The organism is Arhodomonas sp. KWT (genome assembly GCF_010993615.1).
The window spans coordinates 1-4243 of record NZ_WNXE01000184.1 but is presented as its reverse complement, the minus strand read 5'-3'; the positions used below and the strand labels follow the sequence as shown (position 1 = coordinate 4243).

The window sequence follows — 4243 nt, the reverse complement described above, 5'->3', positions numbered from 1 at the left end:
CGGGACGACGACGCCCTCTATGCCGCCCTGGCCGCCGCCCGCCAGGCCCTGGAGACCGCCCGCGACGACCTCGCCCGTGCCGATGCCGCCATTGCCGCCGAGGACCCGGAGACGGTGGCCCTGCAGCTCAAAACCGCCGAGGCCGCGGTGAGCCGGGCGCGCGAGGAGCGCGAACGCGCCGAGCGCAGCGTGCGCGATCTCCAGGTGCGGCTGGAGGCGCTGGGGCAGCAGGGTCTGGGCGAGCGCCGGGTCGAGCTGGACACGGCACTGGCGGAGGCCCAGCGGGAGCGGGAGCGCCTGCACCGCGAGGCGGGGGCGGTGAAGCTGGTCGCCGACGAGCTGGAGGCCGCGGCGAGCGAGGCCCGCCGGACCTTCCTCGGTCCGGTGATGGAGCGCCTGGCACCGTACCTGCGCATGCTGATGCCGGACGCCGAGCTCGTGCTTGACGACACGCTGACCCTCACCGGTGTGCGCCGCGGCGGCCGGGAAGAGGCCTTCGACGACCTGAGCCTGGGCACCCGCGAGCAGCTCGCCATCCTCGTGCGCCTGGCCTTCGCCGATCTGGTCGCCGAGCGCGGCGAGCCGGTGCCGGTGGTCCTGGACGACGCCCTGGCCTTCGCCGACGAACACCGCTTCGAGGCGATGAAGCTGGCCCTAGCCCGGGCCGCGGAACGCCACCAGGTGCTGGTGCTCACCTGCCGGCCACGGGACTACGCCACCCTCGGTGCGCCGCTGCACCGCCTAGAGCGGGCGTTGTGAGCACCCGCGCTGTCACCGCCGTGTCACGCGCGGTGACTACGCTGACGAGCGGGGTTTCAGCGGGCACATCATGATCGAACGCGAAAGCCTGGACGCGATATTCTCCGCCCGGGCGCTTACTGCACTGTTCCAGCCGATCCTTACCTGCCCTTCGGGCGGGCTCTGGGGGCACGAGGCGCTCATCCGCGGGCCGTCGTCCGGGCCGTTGCACTCGCCGCTCAAGCTCTTCGACGCCGCCGCCCGCGAGGGCCGGCTGGTGGAGCTGGACCTGCTCTGCCGTGAAGTCGCCATTGAGGCCTTCGGCCGGGCGGGCTGCCCCGGGCGGCTGTTCCTCAACGTCACCCCGGACGCGGTGGTCGCCAGCGACCATCCCACCGGCGAGACCCTGCGCTTCCTGGAGCGCGCCGGGGTCGCCCCGGAGCGGGTCGTCATCGAGATCACCGAGCAGTTTCCCATCCACGACTACGCCATCGTCCGCCACGCCGTGGACCACTACCGTTCGATGGGTTTCGCCGTCGCCCTGGACGACCTCGGTGCCGGCTACGCGGGCCTGCGCCACTGGTCGGAGCTGCGTCCCGACTACGTCAAGATCGACCGCCACTTCGCCAGCGGCGTCGAGTCCGATGCCGGCAAGCGCGAGGTGGTGCGCTCGGTGCTGGACATGGCCCGGCGCATGGGCACGCGGGTCATCGTCGAGGGCATCGAGACCGAGGCGGAGTACACGGCGCTGCGCGCGCTGGGCATGACCCACTCACAGGGCTATCTCTTCGGCCGGCCGGCGGAGCGCCCGCTCACCGTGGATCAGCCCATGCCCGGCGGGGATGCCGGCGGTGTGCCCGGTGCTGCCGTCCAGCGGCCGACCGCGCGGCTACTCGCGCGCGAGGTCGTCCCCGCGGAGCCCACGGCCAGCGTCGCCGAGGTGGCGGCGCGTTTCCGCGCGGAGCCTGACCTGCGCTGTGTCCCGCTGGTGGGCAGGGACGGTCGGGCCGTGGGCATCGTGCGCCGGGACACCCTGCTCTCGCGGCTGGCCCACAACTACGGGCATGCCCTGTTCGCCGGGCGCGAGGTAACGGGCTTCGTCGAGTCCTCCACGGTCACCGTCCCCGGTGACCTGCCCCTTGAGGCGCTGAGCCGCCGGGTGACCGAGGCCGACGACGCCGACGAGGCCATCCTCATCACCGATCCCGACGGGCTCTACCTGGGCGTGGGCAGCGTCTTCGACCTGCTGCGCCGGATCACCGACCTCCAGGTCCACAGCGCCCGCCATGCCAACCCGCTGACCGGCCTGCCCGGCAACGTGCGCATCGAGCAGCATATCGATGCCCTGCTCGCTGCGGGCACGCCGTTCACCGTTGTCCACGCGGATCTCGATCACTTCAAGGCCTACAACGACTTCTACGGCTACCAGCGTGGCGACGAGGCCATCCTCGCCACCGCCCGCATCCTCCAGGCGCGGCTCCATGCCGGGGATTTCGCCGGTCACGTCGGCGGCGACGACTTCGTGCTGCTGCTTCGCGGCAGCGACTGGGAGCCCCGCTGCCGGGCGCTGCTGGAGGACTTCGCCGCCCACGCGCCGGCGCTCTACGACGCCCGGGAGCGTGAGCGCGGGGGTATCGAGACCCGTGACCGCCAGGGCTGTCCGCAGCGTTTCCCGCTGCTCTCCATCTCCCTCGCTGCTGTCCCCGTGCTGGACCGCCGCTTCACCAGCCACTACCAGATCGCCACGGTGCTCGCCGAGATCAAGCACTGCGCCAAGCGCGAGCCGGGCAACAGCCTGTTCGTGGACCGTCGGCGCCAGCCGGAAGGGGAAGTGCCCGGTGCAGTGGCGCCGTTGGACGATGCCGCCGGCTCCCGCGGGGCCTGATTCCGGGTATCGGGGAGAACGGCTACCTATTCCGAGGTAGTTGTTAAGCAGTTCACATTTTGAATAATAATTCCCCTCGCCGCCCGGGTGTGACAGCGCCCGTCCGGCGGCGACCGGGGATGCCGCGTCATCCCGGCTCCCTCCCGCAGGGCACGCAAACCGCTTATCCCGCGTCGACCGGCCACCACCGTGTCCGCCGGGGCCGCGCGGTGTGCCGAATCGACGGAAGGCGCGGGGCGCGGTTGTCACGTGAGGTTACAAGGTGGGAGAAAAGGCTTTGAATCGATTCAACAGCGTCGAGGCCAAGGTGCTGGCGGCGGTCGCGGTGGGCGTGCTGCTGATCGTGGCCGGGGCCTCGTTCGCGGTGATGCGCACGTGGGAGTCGGTTACCGGCTTCAGTCACCTCCAGGCGCAGCTCAGTGCGCGCATGTCGGATACCGCGGACCTGCAGCGGCGCTTCGCCAACCAGACCCTCGCCTGGAAGAATTATCTCCTGCGCGGCCGCGATCCCGACGGACGCCAGGATTACTGGCAGCGCTACGAGCAGGCCCGTGCCGGGGTCGACAAGAACGTCGGGGAGCTGAAGGCGCAGTTCGAGAACTCGAAGGTGCTCGCGGCCATCGGTGCGTTCGAACGGGCGCACGGGCAGATGGTGACCCGGATCCGCGATGGCCGGCAGCGTCTCGCCGCGAACGGTTTCGCGGTTGCCGGTGTGGACCGGGAGCTGTCAGGGATGACCACGCCCGTGCGCCAGGCCCTCGACGACCTGGTCGCCGCTATCGAGGCCCGCGCCGGGGAGAAGGCCGTGGAGCACCGTGCCGCCGCCAGCACGGCGTTGCGGATCGGGCTCGGCGGTATGCTGCTGGCCATCATCGTCAGCGCCCTGGCGTTGCGCTGGCTGCTGCGGCGCACGGTGACCCGTCCGCTCAAGACGCTGGTCGCGGACCTCGACCGCATCGGCGACGGGGATTTCCGCCAGCCCGTGGCGGTGAGTTCGAGCGACGAGGTCGGACGGGTGGCCGGTACCGCCGAGGCACTGCGCGTCGACCTCGGGGCCATGCTCGCCCGGCTCAAGGAGTCCTCCTCGAGGGTATCCTCGTCGGCGGAGGAGCTCTCCTCGGTGGCCTCGGAGACCCAGGGCGGCATCCAGCGCCAGCGCGGCGACACGGATCAGGCGGCCTCGGCGATGAACGAGATGGCGTCGTCCGTCCAGGAGATCGCGCGGCACGCCACGGAGTCCGCGGAGACCGCGAGGACGCTGAGTCGCGATGCCGACGCCGGTCGCGGGACCATCACGGCGAACGGCGAGGCGGTCTCCGGCGTCGCCGCCTCCATGAACCGCGCCAACGAGGCCATCCAGGCCCTGGAGCGCCACGCCGGCGACATTGGCGAGGTGGTGGAGGTGATCACCAGCGTCGCCGATCAGACCAATCTGCTGGCGCTGAACGCCGCGATCGAGGCGGCGCGTGCCGGTACCGCCGGCCGCGGCTTCGCCGTGGTGGCCGAGGAGGTCCGCTCGCTGGCGGGCGAGACCCAGCGCTCGACCGAACGCATCCGGGGCATCGTCACCCAGGTCCAGGAGAGCAGCCGGACCGTGGTCGAGGCCATCGAGAGCAGCCA

At 71.4% G+C, this 4243-nt stretch carries 3 protein-coding genes; all 3 read left to right on the top strand.

Annotated features, from left to right (window positions below):
• Positions 1-759 (top strand): ATP-binding protein (locus tag G7A99_RS16230; RefSeq protein WP_371807627.1); only part of this gene is annotated, 759 nt, incomplete at its 5' end.
• Positions 760-829: 70 nt separating this feature from the next.
• Positions 830-2623: a bifunctional diguanylate cyclase/phosphodiesterase gene (locus tag G7A99_RS16225; protein ID WP_163142065.1), complete on the top strand. Its 1794-nt coding sequence runs from the start codon at positions 830-832 to the stop codon at positions 2621-2623.
• A 277-nt stretch (positions 2624-2900) separates the two neighbouring features.
• On the top strand, positions 2901-4243 hold a 1343-nt coding region (locus tag G7A99_RS16220), incomplete at its 3' end, for a methyl-accepting chemotaxis protein (RefSeq protein ID WP_163142062.1).

Coding starts and splice junctions, on each gene's coding strand:
- G7A99_RS16225 (WP_163142065.1), top strand. CDS start 830: ATGATCGAACGCGAAAGCCTGGACGCGATATTCTCCGCCCGGGCGCTT.